The organism is Streptomyces sp. NBC_00440, from assembly GCF_036014215.1.
Taxonomy (GTDB): Bacteria; Actinomycetota; Actinomycetes; order Streptomycetales; family Streptomycetaceae; genus Streptomyces.
This window is the reverse complement of record NZ_CP107921.1, coordinates 7,104,612-7,125,433: the sequence shown is the minus strand read 5'-3', so window position 1 is coordinate 7,125,433 and position 20,822 is coordinate 7,104,612. Positions and strand designations below refer to the sequence as shown.

The window sequence follows — 20,822 nt, the reverse complement described above, 5'->3', positions numbered from 1 at the left end:
GACATCAGGAACCGACAAGCACGGGGAAGACTGCATGAAGATCGACTGGGACCGGCGCACCTGCGCACGGCGCGGGCATGTGACATACGCCCCGCAGGAACCGGAACTGGCGGCGCGGCTGCGCGCCGAGACGGGATTCGGCGAAGCCTGGCGCTGCCTCCGCTGCGGGGACTTCACCCTGGGGGACCCGCACGGAGCGGGGCCGGCACAGGACGCCCCGCTGGTGCCGCGCGGCAAGGTGTTGCGCGATCTGTTCATCCTGCGCTTCCTCGCCGTGGAGCGCGCGGTGCGCGGCGTGTTCATCGTGCTGGCGGCCGTGGCCGTCTGGAAGTTCAGCAACAGCCAGGACGCGGTGCGCCGGCTCTTCGACCAGAACCTGAACGTCCTGCGCCCGGTGTTCCGCCACTTCAACTACGACCTGGACAACTCGCCCGTGGTCGGCACCATCCAGAAGACCTTCGGCTACAAGCACTCCACGCTGCTGCTCGTGGCGGCGCTGCTGCTCGTGTACGCGCTGATCGAGATCGTCGAGGGCGTCGGGCTGTGGCGCGCGAAGCGCTGGGCGGAGTATCTGACCGTCGTCGCCACCGCGATGTTCCTGCCGCTGGAGATCTACGAACTCACCGAGAAGATCAGCTGGCTGAAGATCGCCACTCTGACGATCAATATCCTCGCGGTGCTCTACATCCTGCTCGGCAAGCGCCTGTTCGGTCTGCGGGGCGGGCACGCGGCCTTCGAGGCCGAGCGGCAGAGCGCCTCGCTGCTGGAAGTGGAGACGACGGCCGGGGTGACGCCCGTCACCCGCTGACGGGCCCCGGGACCTGGTTCCACACGGCGAGGGCGGGCCGCCCGTGTTCGGTGCCGATCCGGCTGACCGATGCGGTGTCCAGCCGGAACAGCGCTCCGGCGGACGCCGGCAGTCCGAGGCGGCGCGCGGTCAGCACCCGCAGGAAGTGGGCGTGCGCGACCAGGACGACGTCTCCGCCCTCGCCGTCGAGGTCGGCGTCGCGCAGCGCCACGTCGACCCGCTTCAGGACACGGTCGGCGCGCTCGCCGACCTGCTGCGGGCTCTCACCGGGGTGCTCGGGCGGCCCCTCGGCCACTCCGTCGGTCCACAGGTCCCAGTCGGGCCGGTCCTGGTGGATCTCCGCACTGGTGATGCCCTCGTACGCCCCGTAGTCCCACTCGTGCAAGTCGGCGTCGGAGTGTGCGGGCACGAGCCCGGCCAGCTCGGCGGTCCGCCTGGCCCGGGTCAGCGTGCTGGTCAGGGTGAGCGCGATCCGCCGCTCGGCCAGCAGCGGTGCGACCTTGCGGGCCTGCTCCTCGCCGGACGCCGTCAGCGGCAGATCCGTCCAGCTGGTGTGTTTCCCGGTGCGGCTCCAGCTGGTCTCACCGTGCCGTACGAGAATCAGCTCTCCCATGACCGCCCTGCCTTTTCGCGTCTGTCACCTCGGCTCCGGTGATGTGATTCCGGTGCCGGCGGCGACGTCTTTGTTGATGTTGTACAAGGGTTGATGCTGCACAAAGGTTGATGTTGTACAAGGGCTTCAGCCTGTCACGACCAGCGAAGATTCCCGCAGCGGCGGTCCATCGGTGTGATGCTCGGCGCACTGCCGCCCGCCCTCCTCCATCCATCCATCGGAGCGCACCCGCCACCGGCGCGCATCCCGGGTCACTGCTCCAGCGGCCGTCCGATGCGCAGGTTCCACCGTCCGGCCCTGCCGCTCAGCTCGGTCAGCGTCAGCGGCGCCGCGTCCAGCCGCCAGAACGCCTCGGCGGGGAGCGCCAGCGCGTGCAGCACGGCTGCCCGCACCACGGCGGGGCCGGCCACCGCCAGCACCCGGCCGCCCTCGCCCGCCAGCCCCTCCAGCCAGCCGCCGGCCCGCTCACGGAGTGCGTCCAGCGACTCACCGCCGTGCGGCGCCGCGGAGGGGTCGGTCAGCCAGGCGGCCACCGCATCCGGTTCGCGCACGGTCAGATCCTCCAGGGTGCTGCCCCTCCAGCGACCCAAGTCCCAGCCCCGGACGGAGGGTTCGGGCTCGGCCCGCAGACCCAGCGCGGCAGCGGTCTCCCGGCAGCGGGCGTCGGGGGCGGTCAGCATCCGGCCGGCGCCCGGTACCGCGCTCGCGGCCCGCGCCGCCCGGCGGGCGCCCGCCTCGTCCAGCGGCCCCTCGTCGTCGATGCGGGCCTCGCGCAGCGCGGCGCTGTGAGCGGCTGAGATCAACATCACGCGTACCGTCATCGCTCTCCTCCTCCAGCGGTCCGTTCGCCGGGCGGGGCAAGCAGATCACGTGGGCCGGGGGCCCGGAGCGCAGGGGGTGACGGGCCGTCCGGCCGACCCGCACCGTAGCGGAGCCTGCCCGGCAGGCGGTACGGTCCACGTGAACATGACGAAGGCGTAATGGAAGTCCGGTGGAAACCCGGCACGGTCGCGCCACTGTGAACCCGCCCCGCGGGAAGTCAGACCCAGCACCTTCGTCTCAGGCACCACGACCGGGACGCGTGTTCCCCAGGAGGTTCTGCCATGGCAAACTCCCTTGCCCCCACACCGAGCGCCCCCGCCACTCCGGCGATCGCTCCCATCTCCCTCAAGGCCATTGCCCCCTGGGCGGTCTTCTTCGGGATCCTCATGCTCATCCTGCTGTACTTCGTCGGCGCCGAGCAGGGTGCCACCTCGGTCTTCTCGGGGACCGACGTGCACGAGTGGGTCCACGACGGACGTCATCTTCTCGGCTTCCCCTGCCACTGACCTTCTGACGTCCAGGGGACCTCTCTCATGAACTCCATATCCATACGCGCCCTGCTCGTCCGCGGAATGCTGGCCGGCCTCGCCGCCGGTGTGCTGGCTCTGGTCGTCGCCTATCTGCTCGGTGAGCCGCGGGTGGACTCGGCCATCGCGTTCGAGGACGCGCACAGCCACGAGCACGAGATGGAGGTGGTCAGCCGCTCCCTCCAGTCGACGGCCGGCCTGGCCACCGGTGTGCTCGTCTTCGGCGTCGCGATCGGTGGCATCGCCGCGCTCGCGTTCTGCTTCGCTCTCGGCCGTACCGGCAGGTTCGGTCCGCGGGCGACCGCCATGCTGGTGTCGGCCGGCGCGCTGCTCGCCGTGTACGTCGTGCCGTTCCTCAAGTACCCGGCAAATCCGCCGTCGGTGGGCGACCCCGACACCATCGGCAAGCGCACTACCCTGTACTTCCTGATGATGGTGCTCAGTGTGCTGCTCTCCGTCGCCGCGGTGATCCTCGGTAAACGGCTCGCGCCACGCCTCGGCAACTGGAACGCGACCGTGGCGGCGGGGGCGGCCTTCCTCGTCCTGGTCGGGCTGGCCTACGAGTTCTTGCCCGCCATCAACGAGGTGCCGAAGGACTTCCCGGCCACCCTGCTCTGGCAGTTCCGGCTCTCGGCGCTCGCGATCCAGCTCACCCTGTGGACCGCGTTCGGACTGCTCTTCGGTCACCTGGCCGAGCGTCATCTTCTGCCGCGGGCGGCTCCGGCACGCGACGCGAACGGCGCGGCGGCGCCGACGACCGCTCCCGTCGGCTGACCGACCGGGAGTGCGCCGTACCGGCCGGCGGGCCGCCGCGTCGGGCCCTCCTGCGGTGACGCACTGACTGTTCCGCCTCCGCACGGCGGCCACCACGGATCCCGCCCGGACCTGTCCGGGCGGGATCGTCCGTGCGCGGACACCTTTTCCGCCCGTGCCCGAAGTTTCCGCCCGTGCCCGAACACCAGGTTCTGGCTTGGCCAACCCCTTGCCGCTCATTGGCCACCTGTTCATCGTTTCACTCCTCCCCACCTCACCGGCCGCCCGCAAGAGTTCAGGAGGGGCCTGGAAAAGGGCCCGTCCGAGCTTGAGAAGGGGATGTTCATGGCCGAGTTGACGCGACGCAGACTCCTTGGCTCAGCGGCAGGCGCCGTCAGCGGTGCGGCGGCGCTCTCGCTGCTGCCGCCCAGCGTGCAGAAGGCGGTCGCGGCCGGACCGCCGCGCCACGGCTCCCTGCGCGACATCGAACACGTCGTCATGCTGATGCAGGAGAACCGCTCGTTCGACCACTACTTCGGCACGCTGTCCGGCGTGCGCGGCTTCAGCGACCCGCACGCGCAGAAGCTGGCCAATGGCAAACCGGTCTTCTACCAGCCCGACTCGGTGAACCCGAAGGGCTATCTGCTCCCGTTCCATCTGGACACGCACACGTCGAGCGCCCAGGCCATCCCGTCCACCAGCCACGCCTGGTCCGTGCAGCACGAGGCGTGGAACGGCGGCCGGATGGACCAGTGGCTCCCCGCGCACCGCAAGGCCGACGGCCTCAACGGCCCGTACGTCATGGGCTATTACACCCGGGAGGACATTCCCTTCCAGTTCGCGCTGGCGGAGACCTTCACCATCTGCGACAACTACTTCTGCTCGGTGTTCGGCCCCACCTGGCCGAACCGGCTGTACTGGATGACGGGCACGCTCGACCCGAACGGCACCCAGGGCGGCCCGATCCTGAACAACACGGCCCCCACGCCGTACCGCTGGACGACCTACGCCGAGCGGCTGCAGGCGGCGGGTGTCAGCTGGAAGGTCTACCAGCAGGAAGACTCCTACGGCTGCAACATGCTGGAGAACTTCCAGACCTTCAAGGACGCCAAGCCCGGTGACGAGCTGTACGAGCGCGGGATGCGCCCGCAGCCGGAGGGCACGTTCGAGGACGACGCCCGCAACGACCGGCTGCCGGCCGTCTCCTGGATCATGCCGACGAGCTACCAGTCCGAGCACCCGGACTACCTCCCGGCGGCGGGCGCGGACTTCGTGGCGCAGAAGATCGAGGCCATCGCGTCCAACCCGAAGGTGTGGGCGAAGACAGCGTTCATCCTCAACTACGACGAAAACGATGGCCTGTTCGACCATGTGGCACCTCCCACCCCGAAGCCCGGCACGACGGACGAGTTCGTCCAGGGCCTGCCGATCGGCGGCGGTTTCCGGGTCCCGGCGATCATCGTGTCGCCGTGGACGGTGGGCGGCTGGGTCGCGGGCGAGCGGTTCGACCACACGTCGGCGCTCCAGTTCCTGGAGCGGTTCACGGGCGTACGGGAGCCCAACATCACCCAGTGGCGCCGCCGCACCTTCGGTGACCTGACGTCGGCCTTCCGCTTCTCCGGCACCCACCACCGCCCGCCGCACCTGCCGGAGGACACGGCCGAGCAGCTGGAGCAGGCGAAGAAGGAGGTGGCCACGCTCCCGAAGCCGACACTGCCGGGGGCCGACCAGCGGTTCCCGCGCCAGGAGCGGGGGCACCGGCCGCGCACATAGGTATAGGTCCTTTGGTTTGACTCATGCCCAGGGCACGAGCGTGCGCGGGAGGTCACCGAAACCCGCGGCGAGATCCTCCCTCCGACTCACCGCAATTTCCTGCGAGTTGGAGGGAGGACGCGGCCTGCTCCTGGTGCCGTCCTCACGGACCGCTGGGGCTAGTATCCGCGTACGTCCTACGGCCGGGCGTAGGGCCGCGTCATGATCTCCATGTTGTGACCGTCCGGATCGTCGAAGTACGCACCGCAGCCGCCGAAGAGGCGGTTGATCCGGCCGGGCTCGGTGTGGCCGGGGTCGGCGTAGTAGGTGACTCCCACCGCCTCCAGCCGGGCGATCATGGAGTCGAACTGCGCATCGGGCACGAGGAACGCATAGTGCTGCGACTGGATCGGCTCGTCCCGCTTCTCGTAGAAGTCGAGCGTCACACCGTTGCCGGTATCGACGGGGAGGAACGGCCCGAACGGGGCGCCGACCTTCAGCCCCAGGATCGCGGCGAGGAACTCGGCCGACAGGTGCCGGTCACTGGCGTAGACGGCGGTGTGGTTCAGCTGGACAGTGGTGACGGTCGGCTCGGTTCCGGGCCGGCGCTGCTGTTCGTACGGCAATTCTGGTGCCTCTCCGGGTCTTGGGCTCCGCTGGTATCCGGCGCCACGCTCGGGCGCCGGGAGGGAAAACACGGAGAGGCAGGCGGGGCTCGTGCCCGCCATGCGCTCACGCCAAGGCCGGGCGCCTCTCTCGTGCATGGCTCAAGGCCGACCCGGTAGTCACCCGGTCGATGTTAGGGCCTGTCCGGCGGATCGGAAACCGCCGGACAGGCCCGGGGCCGGAGCTCGCTCACCTTCGGCGTTCGTGGCCCCCGCCCGTCCCCTCGTGGCGGCTCCTCCGGTGGACGCGGCCGACCCGGGCGGCGGGCCGTCGGGTGGCCCGGGCCGCTAGCTCCCGCAGGTCTTCCATCCCCGCCCGGTCAGGGTGGCCGGAGGCGAGGGCCGGCTTCAGGATCTTCTGGGTGTCTCCATCCTGACCTGCGAGCATCTCCAGGACACCGTCCTGCCCTGCCGTCTCCAGGAGCTGGAGGAGGCTCTCGGCGATCATGAGGAGGCTTTCAGGTTCGGTGAGGTCCTCTGCGTCCAGGATCTCGCGGCGCACCAGAACGCTGATCGCGGTGGGAGCGAGCAGCGGGTCGCCCCGCAGCGAGCGGGCCACGGTCTCGCCGTCGGGGTGGGCGTCGGTGAGTACCTCCAGCATGGCCTCGGCGCGGGTACGGAAGGGGCACACGCGCAGGGCGTCGGTGAGCTGGTCCAGGGCGGCGGCCGGGTCCGGGCGGGCTGCTGTCCAGCCGGCGAGTTCGGTGCGGGCGGAGTCCGGGTCGTAGTGGTCGGTGAGGACGCCGAGGAGACCGGCGGCCGGGGCGTGGATGAGTTCGCCGATGAGCGGGGCGTCGCGTCCCTCGGCGAGCAGCCGACGGCGTACGGAGTCGTGGCCGAGGGCGGTCAGCCGGATCAACTCGACCATTCCGTCGGTGAGTTCGGACCGGTACGCCTCGGCGGAGGCATCGGCGCCGGGGTGGCCGCCGAGCGAGCCGAAGAGTTCGGCCAGTTCGGGCGGCAGCCCGGCGGGTGGCTCCAGAGCCTCGGTGGGCGGCGCATCGAGGAAGACCGGGTCGGCCATCCCCGCATAGCGCTCGATCGCACCCAGGTCCTCCAGGGCGTCGAGCATCCGGCGCAGAGCGTGGTCCGTGGTTCCGGGCGACATGTCGTACCCGTCGCCGTATCCACCGCGCACGGTGTCCCGCAGCCGGGGCCAGGGCATCGGATACGGGAGGCTGTACAGGGTGTTGAGGACGTCGGGCACCACTTGCTCGAAGGCGGTGGCGAGGGGCGAGGGGAGGTGCCGTCCGGCGCGCGGAACGATCAGCGGTTCCCGGAGATCGGTGAAGGCGTCGAAGGTGCGGCGCCAGAGGGCCAGAGGGTCGTCGAGGAGAGGCCGGGCCGCGGCGACGGCGTACATCCGGCCCTTGGCGATCCGCACCGTCCTGGCCTTCTTCGCCCATTCCACAGCGAGGCCGAGTTTCGGCAGTCGGGCCGAGGAGCGGACGCCGGCGCAGTCGTCCCCGGTGGCCAGTTCGGCGACGAGTGCCCGGGCGTCCGCGATGCGCGGATTGCCGGTCGTGGTGACCGGCCTGCCTTCGCTGCCCGCCCAGTCGGTGATGCCGCGCAGCCAGGTCAGGAGCGGGGACTGTGCGGCGAGCGCGCGCAGTTCGTCCTCGGCCGGCAGGGCGATGGGGAGCTGCGGCTCGGCGCGTCGGGCGGTGGCCGGTCCGTGCGTGTGGTGCCGGGCCACGATGTGGTCCAGCACCTTCTCGTCGTACCTGACTTCGCCGCGCCGGGCCCGCTCGACGAAGTCGCTGAGAGCCTGCTGGTCATGTACGTCGATGCCCTGCTCGGCGGCGGTGGTGAGCCAGAACCTGGCCATGCCCCAGCGGGTCCGGTCCTCCATCGCGGGCCGGTACCGGGGTGCGGCCGCCTCGATGGCCGCGAGGTTTTCGGCGAGAGTCGCGCCGCGTGGGTCGGCGAGCCCCACGGTGTCGAGGTAGCGCAGCAGGAGGGCGAGGGCGCCCGGCATGTTTCCGGGCTCGTCCTCCGGCAGCAGGGATACCGTCCGGGGCAGCCACTCCAGCAGGAATTCCTCGACATGCCGGGGCTCCCACAGGCCGAGGCGCCCGTCTCGGGTGCCCCGGTGACGGTAGTCGAGCGCGGACTCGGCGCCGAAGCCGTCCAGCGACTCACCGCGCTCGTCCGCCCACTGCCCGGCCCGATGGATCAGGAGCCCGCACGCCGCCTCGAACTCGTCGGTCTCCTCAGGCGCGAAATATAGGCGCACCACAACGCTCCTGCCTGTCCTGCGGTCGTCTCCGGGGAGCACGATACGGGCGGACGCCATGCCCCTCGCGGTCGACCGAACCGGTCACCCCGCACCTGAGGCGTGTCATCACCGCCTCGCCCGGGTACCTGTCGGGACTTCAGCCCGCAGCCAGTCCCAACAGCCGTCGCATCCGGGCGTACTTGGCGGTGAGCCGGTCCCGGGTCGGGGTGTCCAGTTCGGCCAGTCGCTGGGGATCCGCGTTGTGCGCGATGTCGGATTCCTTGATCAGCAGCGCGCCCGGCACCGCGAGGATCCGGGCCGCGTAGGTCTCCGGGCTCTCCCCCGGCCGCTTGGTCATGGCGGACACCATGTCCTTGACGCTGCGCGGCAGCGGCGCGTTCTCCAGCCAGGACTCGCTCAGCGCACCGTCCTCGACCGAGTCGTGCAGCCAGGCGGCGGCGATCTGTTCGTCGGTGCCGCCGCGTGCGGCGACTCCTTCCGCGACCGCTGCCAGGTGCACGGTGTACGGCCGGCCCGCTTTGTCGGTCTGCGTGGCGTGCACCCGGCGTGCGAGTGCCTCGACCTCGGTCAGGCTCAGGCAGCCGTCGGGCTCCGGCTCTCCGGCCTTCTCTGCCTTCTCCCAGTTCTCCATTTGCCCTCATGGTAGGCACTGCGTATGCCGTACTGGTGCGTGAGAGTGCAACGTACGACGCTCAGTCGGCCGGCTTGCCCGGCTGGTCGTGCGTGGAGCAGTGGATCCCGCCGCCGCCGGATGCGATCGTGTCGATCCGGACGGGGACGATATCGCGCTTGGGGAAGTGCTCCTGCAGGATGCCCCGTGCGCGGTCGTCCGCCTTCCGGTCACCGAACTTGGGCATGAACACCGAGTCGTTGGCAACATAGAAGTTGGCGTAGGTCGACACGAAGTCGTCGCCGCTCCCGGTGATCCGGTCGAGGTCGGGCTCCGGCAGGTCGATCACTTCGAAGCGCCTGCCCCGGACATCCGTCGCCTCGCTGAGTACCGAGTCCGCTTGGTCGGACGAGCGCGACCAGGAGTCCGCGGGCATACCGGGGAACGCCCGGTCCAGGAGGACGACTCCGGGTGCCGTGAACCGTACGAGACTGTCCACGTGCGCGTCGGTGATGTCCTGGCCCCGCACACCGGCCAGCCAGACCACCTTTTTGATGCCCAGAGTCTGCTTGATTTCCGCCTCGATCCGGTCCCGGCTCATTCCGGGGTTGCGGTTGCTGTTGACGATCGAGCTCTCGGTGATCAGCAGCGTCCCCTCGCCGTCGGTCTCGAAAGAGCCGCCCTCGGCGACGAAGGGCGCCCGCACCCGGGGGATGCGGTACTTCGGCAGCAGCGTGCGTCCCACACGGCCGTCGTTCGCGTGCTCCTGCTTCCCTCCCCAGCCGCTGAAATTGAGGTCGACACCGACGACCTTGCCCGCCTCCTCCACGAACAGGGGGACGGTGTCGCGCGCCCACAGGTCGTCGACGGCCAGCGGAATGACCTCGACCTGTGAGCCGCAGGCCCGCTGGGCCGCGGCCAGCTGATCGGGCCTGGCCATCATCACGACGTACTCGTAGTCCGCGATGGCCCGCGCCACCCGGGCGATGTCCTTGCGGACGTACGGCAGGTCCTCGGCCCACACCGATTCCAGTGCGGGCCACGCCATGAAGGTGCGTGTGTGGCTCTCCCACTCGGCGCCGAAACGGCGCTCGGTGTCCGTACCGGTGCTCTCATCGGCTGTCGCGGCGGCGTGAGAGGCCCCGGCCCGTGGAGAATCGCCGGACCCGCAGGCCGCGGAGCCGAAAGCCAGGGCGCCGAGCCCGGAGAACGCCCGCAGGGCGGTACGACGGGAATGCGGACGGTGGAACACGGTGAGCTCCGATCGTGAACTGTCAACTCTATCCAGGGGTGGCGGACCGAGCGCAGCGAGAAGAGTGGGGGGTGACGACGCGTGGCTACGGCAACGCGTGGCTCTGCCGACACATTGCCATTGACTGAAATTTCAGTCAACCAGTCAGACATCAACCGCGACACGGTCGCAGTCGGCCCGGACACCCGCCCCCAGTTGCTGCAACTCCACGGCGATCGCTTCACGCATCAGCGCACGGGCGTGCTCCAGCGGCAGGATGCCGCTCAGCCAGCGGGCACTCAGCCCTTCGAGCAGCGCGGTCAGCCGTTCCGCGGCCGCGACCAGGACAGGGCCGGATACTCCCGCTCCGGTCCGCGAGGTGGCGGACCGGAGGAGGTCCGCCACCTCGCGGACCCAGCTCAGGCCCGACCGGGCCAGCTCGCCCCGCAGCTCTGGATCGAAAACGGCGCTCGCTCGCAGCTCGCCCCAGGCAGCACTGTTCTCGCGCACCTCGGGTACGTCCTGGAATTCCAGCAGAAGCGACCGCTCCAGCTCTTCCCTCCCAGCCGGCGGAGGGGAGGCACCGGAGAGGGAGGCGGGGCCGGACGGGCCCGCCGTGTAGCGCTCGGCCCGGTCGCCGATGAAGCCGAGCGTGCTGCCCAGAAGTCCGGCGCGGCCGTCGAAGTGGTAGTAGATCAGCGCCTTCGAGACGCCCGCCTCAACGGCGAGTTCCTCGACCCGCAGCCCTCTGACGCCCCGGCGCGCGATCACCCGGGCAGCCGCTTCGAGGATGGCCGTTCTGCGGTCCCTCACCATGTGACCCCTTCTCGCAGTTCGACTGATCACTGTCTCATATTGACTGAATCTTTAGTTAGAGCCTCATCCGGATCATGGAGCGCAGCCCGGCCCGGTATGGTTCGTGGTCATGGCATCTCGCAGCACTCAGATTCTTGAAGCGGCCGCACGGGTCATCGCCCGGCGCGGGGTCCGTGGTCTGCGCGTGGAGGAGCTCGCCGCGGAGGCGGGCGTGTCCACCGGGTTGATCTACTACCACTTCAAGGACCGCACCGGGGTTCTGCGCCACACGCTCGAATTCATCAACGACCGGGCCGAGCGCTACACGACGGACCGCGACCCGGGCGAAGGGCCGCTCGATCCCCGCGCGGAACTCGAACAGATCCTGCTGCTGGAGCTGCAGGACACCGCCGAGGTGAGAGAGAACAGCTCCGCCTGGGGCGAGTTGCGGGCGAGCGCCGTCTTCGAACCGGTCCTGCGCGAGGATCTCGCCAAGGCGACCCTCGTGTGGGTGCAGGAGGTGGCAGCCCTGCTGGGCCAGGTACAGCCGATGGCCTCGGCACCGGCCCTGGCCACGGCCGCCGAGCGGCTCACCGCACTGCTGGAGGGGCTGAGCATGCGCTGGCTCAGCGCGGGTCTTGAGGTCGACCATGCGCGCGACCTGATGCGGGGCGCCATCGAAGCGGAACTCGGCCGGCTGCGGAGGCAGTAGCCCGGCGCGTCACGCTCCGCGTCGCCCTCTTCGCTCCTCCCCACACACGCCACCCCCATCCCGGCCTTCCCCGCGGCCCGACACGGTCTGATCCGGTCTGATCCGGTCTTCGCCGCAGGGAATCGAGGTCTCGTACGCAGCTTCGTCCGACGTCTTGACTGAATTTTCAGTCAATGCCACAGTGATTTCACCGCCGGGCCACTCCCCCAGCCCCGCCGCGTGCCGCTCGATAGCGCCGCCGACCTTCCGGAGGACAGAAAAATGCAGATCGTCCATGAGACCGGAGCCCCTGCCGGCAGCGTCAGCCGGAGGCCGCTGTGCGGCTGACACCCACTGAGCGCGACCGGCTGCTGCTGTTCACCGCAGCCGGGCTCGCGCGGTCCCGCCGCGAGCGTGGACTGCGGCTCAACGTTCCCGAAGCGACCGCACTGATCGCGGACACCGTCTGCGAAGCGGCCCGTGACGGGCTGCGACTGGCCGAAGCCGTGGAACGCGGCCGCGGCGTCCTGGGCCCCGACGACATCCTCCCCGGGGTCGGCGACGTGGTCACCGAGATCCAGGTCGAGGCGGTCTTCGACGACGGCACCCGCCTCGCGGTCATCAGCGATCCGTTCGGTGCGGCGGCCCGGTGCGACGGCGCCCCGGGCGCCGTGCTGCCGGCCTCGGACACCGTGGAGCCCCCGGTACCGGCCACGGTGGTGACCGTACGCAACACCGCCACGGTGCCGATCAGTGTGACCTCCCACTTCCACTTCTTCGAGGCCAACCCGCGCCTGGAGTTCGACCGGAGCGCCGCCTACGGGATGCGCCTGGCCGCAGCCGCCGGATCGTCGACGCGGTTCGACGCGGGCAGTGCCGCCGAGGTCGGGCTGGTACCGATGGGCGGCGCCCGTGTCGCCATCGGCTTCGCCGGTCTCGTCGACGGGCCCCTGGACGCTCCGGGCGCGAAAGAAGCGGCCCTGCGCAAGGCCGTTGCCTGCGGTTACCTCGGCGCCGACGGCCCCCTGAGTCACGGCACACCCGGCGCCCACTCCCCGGAGGGAACCACTCCATGAGCAGGCCGACCAGACACAGCGACCACTGCGCGCCGGGCAGCAGACACATCGACCCGCACGAGTACGCGACCGTGCACGGGCCCCGCGCCGGTGACCGTGTGCGGCTCGGCGACTCGGGGCTCGTCGTGCGCGTCGAGTCCGATGCCCAGCGGCCCGGCGACGAGTTCCTGGCCGGATTCGGCAAGACCGCCCGCGACGGACTGCACCTCAAGGCCGCCGCCGTACGCGACACCTGCGACGTCGTGATCAGCAATGTGCTGGTGATCGACGCGGTGCAGGGCATCCGCAAGGTGTCCATCGGTATCCGGGAGGGCCGGATCGCGGCGATCGGCCGGGCCGGCAACCCCGACACCCTCGACGGGGTCGACGTCGTCGTCGGCACCGGCACCTCGATCGTCTCGGGCGAGGGGCTGATCGCCACCGCCGGAGCCGTCGACGCGCACGTCCACCTGCTCTCACCGCGCATCATGGAGGCCTCGCTCGCCTCCGGCGTGACGACCATCATCGGCCAGGAGTTCGGCCCGGTCTGGGGTGTCGGGGTGAACTCGCCCTGGGCGCTGCGCCACGCGTTCAACGCCTTCGACGCCTGGCCGGTCAACATCGGCTTCCTGGCGCGCGGTTCGTCGTCAGACCCGGCCCCGCTGGTCGAGGCCCTGGCGGAGGGCGGAGCCTGCGGATTCAAGGTGCACGAGGACATGGGCGCTCACACACGGGCGCTGGATACGGCACTGCGGGTGGCCGACGAACACGACGTCCAGGTCGCTCTGCATTCGGACGGCCTGAACGAGTGCCTGTCGGTCGAGGACACCCTGAGCGTTCTGGACGGCCGTACGATCCACGCGTTCCACATCGAGGGGTGCGGCGGCGGCCATGTGCCGAACGTGCTGAAGATGGCCGGCGTCCCCAACGTCATCGGCTCATCCACCAACCCGACGCTCCCCTTCGGCCGGGACGCGGTCGCCGAGCACTACGGCATGATCGTCTCCGCCCACGCGCTGCAGCCCGACCTGCCCGGCGACGCGGCCATGGCCCGCGACCGGATTCGCGCGGGGACGATGGGCGCCGAAGACGTCCTGCACGACCTGGGCGCCATCGCGATCACCTCGTCCGACGCACAGGGCATGGGCAGGGCCGGTGAGACCGTACGCCGCACCTTCGCCATGGCCGGGAAGATGAAGGCCGAGCTGGGGCCGCTGGAAGGCGACGGCGAGGGCGACGACAACGCGCGCGTCCTGCGGTACATCGCCAAACTGACCATCAACCCGGCCATCGCACACGGCCTCGCCCACGAGATCGGCTCCATCGAGACCGGCAAGATGGCCGACCTCGTGCTCTGGCAGCCGGCGTTCTTCGGTGCCAAACCGCAGATGGTCCTCAAGAGCGGGTTCCCCGCCTACGGTGTGACCGGCGACCCCAACGCTGCCACCGATGCCTGCGAACCGCTCGTGCTCGGGCCGCTGTTCGGCGGCCACGGGGCCGCACCCGCGGATCTCTCGGTGGCCTTCGTCAGCCGCGCGGCCGCGGAGTCCGGGCCGCCCGGCGGAACCCTTGGCACCATGGCCACCCGCCGCCGACGGGTCGCCGTGCGCGGGACTCGCGGGATCGGCCCCGCCCACATGGTCGGCAACGACCGCCTGGGAGAGGTCCAGGTCGACGCCCGTAGCGGCCTGGTCACCCTCGACGGAGCGCCGCTGACTTCCGAGCCTGCGGACGAGGTCTCCCTCAGCCGCCTCTATTTTCTGTGACTCCGTTTCTGACCGAATTCTCAATCAATAGGTCCAATCAGCAAGTCCCCCTCCCCTCAGATCCCTCAGTGAAAAGAGTCCCGTGATGACCGAGTTCCGTATGCCCGCCGAATGGTCCGAGCACGAAGGCTGTCTGATGGCCTGGCCCACCCGGGCCGAGCTGTGGGGGGAAGTCCTGGACACCGCCAAGGGGGAGTACGCGGAAGTCGCCCGCGCCGTCGCGGAGTTCGAGCCCGTCACGATGGTCGCCCCGCCCGGCTGCGGCAGTGACGCCCGTAACTGGTGCGGCGACGGCGTCACCGTGGTGGAACTGCCCCTGGACGACTCGTGGTTCCGGGACTCCGCACCGCTGTTCACCCTCGACGGCCGGGGCCGGCGCCTCGGCGTCGACTTCCGCTTCAACGCCTGGGGCCGCAAGCACCACCCGTACGACGCCGACGACCGCGTGAGCCGCCTGCTGCTCGACCACCTCGGTATCGGCCGCGTCCACTCCGACATGGTGCTGGAGGGCGGATCGCTCACGGTCGACGGCGAGGGCACACTGATCACCACCGAACAGTGCCTGCTCCACCCCAACCGCAACCCCGGCATGGAACGGGGCGCCATCGAGGCCGAGTTGAAGGCCCGGCTGGGCGTCCGCAAGGTGATCTGGCTGCCGTACGGCGGACTCCTCGACACCGAGACGGACGGTCACGTCGACGGCGTCTGCGCCTTCGCGGCCCCCGGCAAAGTGGTGGTGTCGCTGCCCGACGACCCCGCGCATCCCGACTTCGCCCGGATGCGCGCCAACCGCGCGGTGCTGGAAGCCGTCACCGATGCCCAGGAGCGGGCCCTGGAGATCGTGGACATCCCGCAGACCGCGTTCACCGAACTGGCCCCCGCCGGCACGGAGGTGGAGGTGTCGTACCTCAACCACTACATCGCCAACGGCGGTGTAGTGGTCCCGGTGGCCGGCGTACCGCAGGACGAGGACGCCCTGGCCGTGCTCGCCTCGGTGTACCCGGGCCGCAAGGTCGTCGGCGTACGGACACCCGCGATCGCGTTCGGCGGCGGCGGTGTCCACTGCATCACCCAGCAGATCCCCCTGGCACGTCCCACCGCATGAGCCCGGCACCGATCCGGGTGACGGTGCGGCCGTGCGGCTGCGCCGTCACCCGCCGACGGAAGAAGCGCCACCATGACCGCACCACGCTCACCCCGCGTCCACAGCCGCCCCGGACTGCCCGGCCGGTTGGCGGCGACGGCCGCCGTGCTGTCCGCGGCTGCCGTGCTCACGGCCTGCGCCGGGCCGCCCAGGAGCGGTCCGGGCGCCCCCCGCTACGTCCTGTCGGCGGGAACACCCCGGGCCAGGGGGGACATTGACTCCTTCACCTGGGCCCTCTACGCGGAGCCGCCCACGCTCGACTACACGGCGGCGTTCGACTATCCGCAGAACACGATCCTCTCCAACGTCTGCGAGAGCCTGATGCGCTGGACACCGGGGCTCACCACCGAACCGGGACTCGCCCGCAAGGCGTCGAACCCCCATCCCACCACCTGGGTCTACGACCTCCGCAAGGGTGTCCGGTTCCACAACGGCAGGCTGATGACCGCCGACGACGTGGTGTTCAGCCTCGGCCGCCAGATGGACCCGCACAACGCGGCGGCCTGGGCGCAGGTCTTCCAGAACGTCGCCGCCGTGACGAAGACCGGCCCGCTCCAGGTCACCGTCAAGCTGAAGAAGCCCGATTCCCAGTTCCCCCAGTACATGGCCACGGCCGCCGGGGTGGTGGCCTCCAAGGCCGGTATCGAGGCCGCGGGCAAGGACTACGGCACGTCCGGCGGCCTCGCGTGCACCGGCCCGTTCAAGCTCGGTACCTGGCACAAGGGCCAGTCCATCGAACTCGACCGATTCGACGGCTACTGGGGCACCAGGGCCAGATCCGGGAAGGTTGTCTTCCGCTTCCTGACCGATGCCTCCGGCCGGACCAACGCCCTGCTCAGCGGAGAAGCCGACGGCGGCTTCCTGATCCCGACCGAGAGCTACGCCCGGCTGAGCAGGAGCAGTGCCGGCACCCTCTCCTTCGGCGAGGGACTGAGCACGGTCAACGTCGACATCACCAACATGCGGGGTCCGCTCGGCGACATCCGCGTACGCCGCGCGCTTTCGCTGGCCCTGGACCGCTCCGGGTTCGTGAAGGCCGGGCTCAGCGGGGCGGGCACCGTCACCGGCTCGCTCACCCCCCGGGCCGCCTGGGCCGGTTCGCCGCGAAGCGTCCGGAAGGCTGCTTTCGACGGTCTGCCGCCGACCACGCGGGACATCGACAAGGCCAGGGCGCTGGTCAAGGAGGCCGGTGCGACGGGCAAGCCGCTGACCGTCGCCACCAGCTCCATCGGCCAGGACGTGTCCCTGCTGGCCACCGCCGTGCAGGCGGCCGGCACCCGGATCGGCCTGGACATCCGGCTCAAGTCCATCGCCCCCAACGCCTTCACGGCGCTGTTCACCGACCCCGGGGCGCGTGCGGGCATCGACATGTTCCCGCTCACCTACTACGAGTCGATCACCGATCCGCTGGACCTGCTGTCGAACTTCCGGACCGGCGCTTCGCTGAACTTCGCGGGATACAGCGACCGGCATTACGACCAGCTCCTGGACCGGGCCACCGCAGCCTACGATCCGCGGCGGCGGCTGCGGGACGAGACCACCCTCCAGAAGCAGGCCGCCGACGAGCTGCTGTGGATCCCGGTCGCCGAGTGGCCGTCGACGGTCTTCCAGAACAAGCGGATCACCGGCGCCCCCACCACCATCGCCTACATGTACTACCCGTGGGCCGCCGATGTGGGGGCCGCACGGTGAACTTCGTGAGATTCGCCGTCCGGCGGGTGGCGGAGATGGCCGTGACCCTGCTCGCCGCGTCCTTCGTGGTCTTCGGCGCGATGTACCTCGCACCCGGCAACCCGGCCAGCTTCCTCCTCTCGGGCCGTTCGGCCTCGCCCGCCGCCGTCGCCGCGATCAACGCGCAGTACCACCTGGACGAGCCCTTCGCCGTCCGCTACTTCCGGTGGCTCGGGGACGTGCTGCACGGGGACTTCGGACGGTCCATCACCTACCGCACCGATGTGTCCCGGCTGCTGGCCGACCGGCTGCCCACCACCCTGCTGCTGACCGCGATGGCGCTGGTCATGGTGGTTATCGTCAGCCTGCTGCTCGGCTGGATCGCCGCCGTGCGCGGTGGAGCCACCGACTCGGCGGTCCTGCTGACCACGACGTTCGCCGTCGGCACCCCGTCCTTCGTCGCGGCCGTGCTGCTCCAGGGCCTGTTCGCGGTCCGCCTCGGCTGGTTCCCCAGCAGCGGATCGGGCGCCGGGTTCGGCGACATGCTCTGGCATCTGACCCTGCCTGCGCTCGCCCTCGCGCTCTATCTGATCGGCATGCTGGCCCGGGTCACCCGCTCCGCGATGGTCGAAGCCCTGCGCAGCGAGCATGTCACCGTCGCACGCAGCCGGGGCGTGTCCGGGCACCAGGTCGTGCGCCGCCATGTGTTCCGTAACGCGCTGGGCACCGTACTGACCACCGGCGGCCTGGTCATCTCCACCCTGCTCGTCTGCACGATTCTGGTGGAGTCCGCCTTCAGCGTCGGCGGCATCGGCCAGCTGCTCGAACTGGCCACCAGTACCAAGGACTTCCCCACCGTCCAGGCCATCTCCCTGATCATCGTTGCCCTGTTCATGATCGTGAACCTCGTCGTCGACCTCCTGCTCCCGCTGGCCGACCCGCGCATCACCCTCGGCTCACGGAGGGCCTCCGCATGACCGCGATCGCAACCTTCGCCCGTCGCCCCGTCCTCGCCAGGATCAGATCCACCGGCGCTCCCCTGTACCCGGTCTGCCTGGGGTTCGTGGTGCTCGTCGTCGCCGCTGCCCTGCTGGCGCCCTGGGCCGCGCCGCACGATCCCAATGGCGTGGACCTGGGCAGCGCTCTCGCCGGGCCATCGGCCGGCCACCCGCTGGGCGTGGACGCGGTCGGCCGCGACACGCTCTCGCGGCTGCTCCTCGGCGCCCGGACCTCTCTGCTCGGCCCGCTCGGCGTGGTCGCCTTCTCCACCGTCGCGGGAATCGCCGCCGGTACGGCCGCGGCCTGGCGGGGCGGCTGGCTCGACTCCGTCCTCTCCCGCAGCACCGAACTCGTCTTCGCCTTCCCCGGGATGCTGCTGGCCATCCTGATCATCTCGGTCTACGGCGAGGGCCTGCTCGCCCCGGTCATCGCGCTGGCCATCGCCTATCTGCCGTACGTCAGCCGGCTCACCCGCTCCCTGGTGCTGGCCGAACGCGAACGCCCCTACGTCAGCGCCTACCAGGTCCAGGGCCACTCGGCGCTCCAGATCTGTCTGCGCCACATCCTCCCGAACATCGCCCCGGTCGTCCTCGCGCAGTCGACCATCAACTTCGGCTACGCATTGATGGACCTCGCGGGGCTCTCCTTCCTCGGGCTCGGAGTGCCCGCGCTCACTCCCGACTGGGGCCGCATGGTCTTCGACGGCCAGACGGCCATCCAGTACGGCTACCCGTTGTCCGCCGTGCTGCCCTGCGCCCTCATCGTGCTGACCGTCGTCGCCTTCAACGTGGTCGGGGAACGCTGGGCCGACCGCGTGGCCAGGAGGGACCGATGAGTACCCTCGACATCCAGGGGCTGCGGATCACCCTGCCCGGCACCGCACGGCCCGTCATCGACGGCGTCGATCTCACCGTCGCTGCCCGCGAGACCGTGGCACTCGTCGGGGAGTCCGGCTCCGGCAAGACCCTCACCTCTCGCAGCGCACTGCGCCTGCTGCCGCCCGGCGCCGCAGCCGAAGGCACCGTCCGGGTGGGCGGCCACGACGTACTCACCATGGACGCGGCCCAGTTGCGCGAACTGCGCACCGGCACGGCCGCCATGATCTTCCAGGACCCCCGTGCGGCGATCAACCCGCTGCGCCGCATCGGGGACTTCCTCACCGAGAGCGTCCGGCTGACCAAGGTCATGAACCGGGCCGACGCCACCGCCCGCGCCGCCGTACTCCTGCGGACGGTGGGCCTGGACGACGCCGTCCTGCGGGCATACCCGGGCCAGTTGTCGGGCGGGATGCTGCAACGCGTCATGATCGCCGCGGCGCTGATGGGCGACCCCGTCCTGCTGCTCGCGGACGAGCCCACCACGGCCCTCGACGTCACCACCCAGGCCGAGGTGGTCGCACTGATCGGCCGGCTGCGCGAGACCTTCGGCACCGGACTGCTCTTCGTCACCCACGACCTGGACCTGGCGGCGGCCATCGGGGACCGCGTGTACGTCATGTACGCGGGGCGTATCGCCGAGAGCGGCCCCGCTGAACAGCTCTTCGCCCACCCGCGCCACCCCTATACGGCGGCCCTGCTCGCTTCCACGCCCCGGCTGGCGGCTCCCGGCGGCAGGCTCGCCGCCATCGAAGGGCAGCCACCCGACCTGCGTACGCCACTGACGGGCTGCGCGTTCGCCACCCGCTGCCCGCTCGCCACCGAGGTCTGCGACCAGCGTGTGCCCCCGCACCGGCCGGTCCCGGGCCACCCGGAACACCACACGGCCTGCCACCACAGCGACCGGCTCGACCGGACCGCGGAGATCTACCGGCCGGAGAAAGGCGCAGCTGATGCCTGAACATGTACTGGAAGCCGTGGATCTGCGCCGTACCTTCGGGACGGTGCGGGCCGTGGACGGTGTGTCCTTCACCCTGCCCGAGGGCGGCTCCCTCGGTATCGTCGGCGAATCCGGCTCCGGCAAGACCACCACAGCCAGGATCGTGGTGGGTCTGGAACAGGCCGATGCCGGTGAAGTGTTCGTACGGGGAACGCCCCGGTCCGGCGGCGCACGGGGCCGTGCACAGCGCCTCGCCCGTGCGCGCGAGGTCCAGATGGTCTTCCAGGACCCCTACCTCTCCCTCGACCCGAGGACGAGCGCGGATGCGGTGCTGCGCGAGACGCTGCGGCTGCACTTCCCCGGTACGGACCACGGCCTGCGGGTCCGCGAACTCCTCGACCAGGTGGGCCTCGGAAGGCGTGCGGCCGACGCGCTGCCCCGCGAGCTGTCGGGCGGCCAGCGCCAGCGCGTGGCCATCGCGCGGGCCCTCGCCGTGCAGCCGGACGTCCTCGTCCTGGACGAGGCAGTGGCCGCACTCGATGTGTCGGTGCAGGCGCAGATCCTCAACCTGCTGGCCGACATCCGGCAGCAGACGCCGATCGGCTACCTCTTCATCACCCACGACCTCGGGGTGGTCCGCTGCGTCACCGACCAGGTCATCGTCATGCGCCACGGCAGCGTCGTCGAAGCGGGCGCCACTTCCGAAGTACTCACCGCGCCCCAGCACCCCTACACCCGGCTGCTCCTTCAGTCCGTGCCCCGGCCCGGCTGGGATCCGGAACGCATCACGGCAGCCCGGCGGGGGCTGTGACGGTCCGGCACCGGCCGGGCTCACCCACCGCTCGGCCCTCCCCCTTCTCCGTACT

Annotated in this window: 20 protein-coding genes; 13 read left to right on the top strand and 7 right to left on the bottom strand. The window is 70.5% G+C overall.

Annotated features, from left to right (window positions below; all coding sequences use genetic code 11):
• The first annotated feature begins 34 nt into the window (after positions 1-34).
• Complete coding sequence (locus OHB13_RS31770; protein WP_328379371.1) at positions 35-808, top strand: DUF2127 domain-containing protein; 774 nt, start codon at positions 35-37, stop codon at positions 806-808.
• On the opposite strand, the gene OHB13_RS31765 is transcribed toward OHB13_RS31770, so the two are convergent.
• Both OHB13_RS31765 and OHB13_RS31760 read right to left on the bottom strand, forming a co-directional pair.
• Positions 798-1,421, bottom strand: a complete 624-nt coding sequence (locus tag OHB13_RS31765) for a histidine phosphatase family protein (RefSeq protein WP_266851269.1) — start codon at positions 1,419-1,421, stop codon at positions 798-800. The two genes, OHB13_RS31770 and OHB13_RS31765, sit on opposite strands and share 11 nt — an antisense overlap.
• 251 nt (positions 1,422-1,672) lie before the next feature.
• On the bottom strand, positions 1,673-2,242 hold the full coding sequence (locus OHB13_RS31760) for a histidine phosphatase family protein (RefSeq protein WP_266851271.1): 570 nt from the start codon (positions 2,240-2,242) through the stop codon (positions 1,673-1,675).
• 282 nt (positions 2,243-2,524) lie between these two features.
• On the opposite strand from OHB13_RS31760, the gene OHB13_RS31755 reads away from it, so the two are divergent.
• The 3 genes from OHB13_RS31755 to OHB13_RS31745 all read left to right on the top strand — a co-directional run bounded on the left by OHB13_RS31755 (position 2,525) and on the right by OHB13_RS31745 (position 5,296).
• Positions 2,525-2,749, top strand: a complete 225-nt coding sequence (locus tag OHB13_RS31755) for a CbtB domain-containing protein (protein WP_328379370.1) — start codon at positions 2,525-2,527, stop codon at positions 2,747-2,749.
• A gap of 27 nt (positions 2,750-2,776) precedes the next feature.
• Entirely contained in the window at positions 2,777-3,544 is a 768-nt protein-coding gene (locus OHB13_RS31750; protein ID WP_328379369.1) for a CbtA family protein, read from the top strand.
• 324 nt (positions 3,545-3,868) lie between these two features.
• The gene (locus OHB13_RS31745) at positions 3,869-5,296 is read left to right on the top strand and encodes an alkaline phosphatase family protein (RefSeq protein ID WP_328379368.1); all 1,428 of its coding nucleotides are present in this window, start codon (positions 3,869-3,871) and stop codon (positions 5,294-5,296) included.
• Between the two features lie 176 nt (positions 5,297-5,472).
• Here OHB13_RS31745 and OHB13_RS31740 read toward each other — a convergent pair whose 3' ends face one another.
• The 5 genes from OHB13_RS31740 to OHB13_RS31720 form a co-directional block, all read right to left on the bottom strand.
• On the bottom strand, positions 5,473-5,901 hold the full coding sequence (locus OHB13_RS31740; RefSeq protein ID WP_328379367.1) for a VOC family protein: 429 nt from the start codon (positions 5,899-5,901) through the stop codon (positions 5,473-5,475).
• A gap of 229 nt (positions 5,902-6,130) precedes the next feature.
• On the bottom strand, positions 6,131-8,176 hold the full coding sequence (locus OHB13_RS31735; RefSeq protein ID WP_328379366.1) for a hypothetical protein: 2,046 nt from the start codon (positions 8,174-8,176) through the stop codon (positions 6,131-6,133).
• 139 nt (positions 8,177-8,315) lie between these two features.
• On the bottom strand, positions 8,316-8,810 hold the full coding sequence (locus OHB13_RS31730; RefSeq protein WP_328379365.1) for an HD domain-containing protein: 495 nt from the start codon (positions 8,808-8,810) through the stop codon (positions 8,316-8,318).
• Between the two features lie 61 nt (positions 8,811-8,871).
• Positions 8,872-10,041 carry an agmatine deiminase family protein gene (locus tag OHB13_RS31725; RefSeq protein ID WP_328379364.1) on the bottom strand — a complete coding sequence of 390 codons (1,170 nt, stop codon included), beginning with the start codon at positions 10,039-10,041 and terminating at the stop codon, positions 8,872-8,874.
• A 144-nt stretch (positions 10,042-10,185) separates the two neighbouring features.
• Complete coding sequence (locus OHB13_RS31720; protein WP_328380437.1) at positions 10,186-10,833, bottom strand: TetR/AcrR family transcriptional regulator; 648 nt, start codon at positions 10,831-10,833, stop codon at positions 10,186-10,188.
• Between the two features lie 112 nt (positions 10,834-10,945).
• Between OHB13_RS31720 and OHB13_RS31715 the strand changes: the two genes are divergently transcribed.
• From OHB13_RS31715 to OHB13_RS31675, 9 genes are all read left to right on the top strand, one after another.
• Positions 10,946-11,527, top strand: coding sequence for a TetR/AcrR family transcriptional regulator (locus OHB13_RS31715; RefSeq protein ID WP_328379363.1), 582 nt, complete (start codon positions 10,946-10,948; stop codon positions 11,525-11,527).
• A 317-nt stretch (positions 11,528-11,844) separates the two neighbouring features.
• Positions 11,845-12,582: an urease subunit gamma gene (gene ureA, locus OHB13_RS31710; protein WP_328379362.1), complete on the top strand. Its 738-nt coding sequence runs from the start codon at positions 11,845-11,847 to the stop codon at positions 12,580-12,582.
• Positions 12,579-14,327: an urease subunit alpha gene (locus tag OHB13_RS31705; protein WP_328379361.1), complete on the top strand. Its 1,749-nt coding sequence runs from the start codon at positions 12,579-12,581 to the stop codon at positions 14,325-14,327. The genes ureA and OHB13_RS31705 overlap by 4 nt, the downstream gene beginning before the upstream one ends.
• A gap of 85 nt (positions 14,328-14,412) precedes the next feature.
• Entirely contained in the window at positions 14,413-15,432 is a 1,020-nt protein-coding gene (locus OHB13_RS31700; protein ID WP_328379360.1) for an agmatine deiminase family protein, read from the top strand.
• Positions 15,433-15,504: 72 nt separating this feature from the next.
• Positions 15,505-17,163 (top strand): ABC transporter substrate-binding protein, encoded by a 1,659-nt coding sequence (locus OHB13_RS31695; RefSeq protein WP_328379359.1) that lies wholly within the window; start codon positions 15,505-15,507, stop codon positions 17,161-17,163.
• Entirely contained in the window at positions 17,160-18,119 is a 960-nt protein-coding gene (locus OHB13_RS31690) for an ABC transporter permease (RefSeq protein ID WP_328379358.1), read from the top strand. Before OHB13_RS31695 ends, OHB13_RS31690 begins: the two co-directional genes overlap by 4 nt.
• Entirely contained in the window at positions 18,116-18,976 is an 861-nt protein-coding gene (locus tag OHB13_RS31685; RefSeq protein WP_328379357.1) for an ABC transporter permease, read from the top strand. The genes OHB13_RS31690 and OHB13_RS31685 overlap by 4 nt, the downstream gene beginning before the upstream one ends.
• Positions 18,973-19,977, top strand: a complete 1,005-nt coding sequence (locus tag OHB13_RS31680) for an ABC transporter ATP-binding protein (protein ID WP_328379356.1) — start codon at positions 18,973-18,975, stop codon at positions 19,975-19,977. The genes OHB13_RS31685 and OHB13_RS31680 overlap by 4 nt, the downstream gene beginning before the upstream one ends.
• Complete coding sequence (locus OHB13_RS31675; RefSeq protein ID WP_328379355.1) at positions 19,970-20,767, top strand: ABC transporter ATP-binding protein; 798 nt, start codon at positions 19,970-19,972, stop codon at positions 20,765-20,767. The genes OHB13_RS31680 and OHB13_RS31675 overlap by 8 nt, the downstream gene beginning before the upstream one ends.
• Positions 20,768-20,822 lie beyond the last annotated feature (55 nt).

Excerpts from the sequence above, each read along its gene's own strand:
- OHB13_RS31730 (WP_328379365.1), bottom strand. The coding sequence starts at position 8,810 with ATGGAGAACTGGGAGAAGGCAGAGAAGGCCGGAGAGCCGGAGCCCGAC.
- OHB13_RS31770 (WP_328379371.1), top strand. The coding sequence starts at position 35 with ATGAAGATCGACTGGGACCGGCGCACCTGCGCACGGCGCGGGCATGTG.
- OHB13_RS31680 (WP_328379356.1), top strand. The coding sequence starts at position 18,973 with ATGAGTACCCTCGACATCCAGGGGCTGCGGATCACCCTGCCCGGCACC.
- OHB13_RS31695 (WP_328379359.1), top strand. The coding sequence starts at position 15,505 with ATGACCGCACCACGCTCACCCCGCGTCCACAGCCGCCCCGGACTGCCC.
- OHB13_RS31700 (WP_328379360.1), top strand. The coding sequence starts at position 14,413 with ATGACCGAGTTCCGTATGCCCGCCGAATGGTCCGAGCACGAAGGCTGT.
- OHB13_RS31760 (WP_266851271.1), bottom strand. The coding sequence starts at position 2,242 with ATGACGGTACGCGTGATGTTGATCTCAGCCGCTCACAGCGCCGCGCTG.
- OHB13_RS31715 (WP_328379363.1), top strand. The coding sequence starts at position 10,946 with ATGGCATCTCGCAGCACTCAGATTCTTGAAGCGGCCGCACGGGTCATC.
- OHB13_RS31705 (WP_328379361.1), top strand. The coding sequence starts at position 12,579 with ATGAGCAGGCCGACCAGACACAGCGACCACTGCGCGCCGGGCAGCAGA.
- OHB13_RS31750 (WP_328379369.1), top strand. The coding sequence starts at position 2,777 with ATGAACTCCATATCCATACGCGCCCTGCTCGTCCGCGGAATGCTGGCC.
- OHB13_RS31765 (WP_266851269.1), bottom strand. The coding sequence starts at position 1,421 with ATGGGAGAGCTGATTCTCGTACGGCACGGTGAGACCAGCTGGAGCCGC.
- OHB13_RS31745 (WP_328379368.1), top strand. The coding sequence starts at position 3,869 with ATGGCCGAGTTGACGCGACGCAGACTCCTTGGCTCAGCGGCAGGCGCC.
- OHB13_RS31755 (WP_328379370.1), top strand. The coding sequence starts at position 2,525 with ATGGCAAACTCCCTTGCCCCCACACCGAGCGCCCCCGCCACTCCGGCG.
- OHB13_RS31685 (WP_328379357.1), top strand. The coding sequence starts at position 18,116 with ATGACCGCGATCGCAACCTTCGCCCGTCGCCCCGTCCTCGCCAGGATC.
- OHB13_RS31675 (WP_328379355.1), top strand. The coding sequence starts at position 19,970 with ATGCCTGAACATGTACTGGAAGCCGTGGATCTGCGCCGTACCTTCGGG.